The 675-nt window shown below is 48.4% G+C and carries 1 protein-coding gene and 1 pseudogene; both read right to left on the minus strand.

Annotated features, from left to right (window positions below):
• Window positions 1-13 precede the first annotated feature (13 nt).
• On the minus strand, window positions 14-493 hold the full coding sequence (locus tag DW917_RS17000) for a DUF3408 domain-containing protein (protein WP_117988923.1): 480 nt from the start codon (window positions 491-493) through the stop codon (window positions 14-16).
• A pseudogene (locus DW917_RS18010) lies at window positions 459-675 on the minus strand (hypothetical protein); the annotation flags it as partial. The gene DW917_RS17000 and the pseudogene DW917_RS18010, both read right to left, overlap by 35 nt.

The following is a 675-nucleotide window of genomic DNA, read 5'->3' on the forward strand; positions in this document are numbered from 1 at the left end:
CAGACCTTAATTCTCACAATTTGCGCCAAGCCTCGAAGTCCTCTTCATAAAGGCTTAGGTGGTGGCGCACGATGTTCTCGATGATGCCCGATACGCTCATGCGTCTCCCTCCGAGGATGCGGACGACACGATCAAGACGGTCTCGCACATCGGAACTGACAAAGACTGGCTTGCGGTCGTCAATCCTTGGAACTTGGAGGAATGTCTGCTGATACTCCTCCAGTGTCGCCTTGCGCTGCTTGCCGCTGATGCGCTTCTGCGGATTCGGTGGCGATTGAGCCTCGTTTGTTAGCTCGTCCTCCATACAGGAGGTTGTTGCAGCCACATTCTCTGTCACAACTTCTAAATCGGAGTTCTCCACCTCTTCAAAGAAAGAGCTATGTTCTTGGGCATAGTCTTTACCATAAGTGGATGATTGAAGCGAAGCCACCACCTCCTGTGTCATTTTCTCCTGCTGTTCAGGAGACATTTTCGTTTCTTTTGTTCTTGCCATAGCTTAACTTGTTTAAATTGTTGGTATAGTGGTCACGGTATGCACCATTGACCGATTGTCGGGTGCAAAGTAAGTGTACTGAGTGCAGCCATGCAACTGATTGGGTGTAACGTGGCAATTTAGTTGTGGCTTGCTTATTTGCATACCGAGATAGTTGTGAGAACTTCAACGTATTTCTCAAC

Origin of the sequence: Prevotella sp. AM42-24 (assembly GCF_003461825.1) — a bacterium.
Taxonomy (GTDB): domain Bacteria; phylum Bacteroidota; class Bacteroidia; order Bacteroidales; family Bacteroidaceae; genus Prevotella; species Prevotella hominis.

What these genes read in the sequence shown, in the direction of transcription:
- DW917_RS17000 (WP_117988923.1), bottom strand. Translation starts at nt 493, where the DNA reads ATGGCAAGAACAAAAGAAACGAAAATGTCTCCTGAACAGCAGGAGAAA.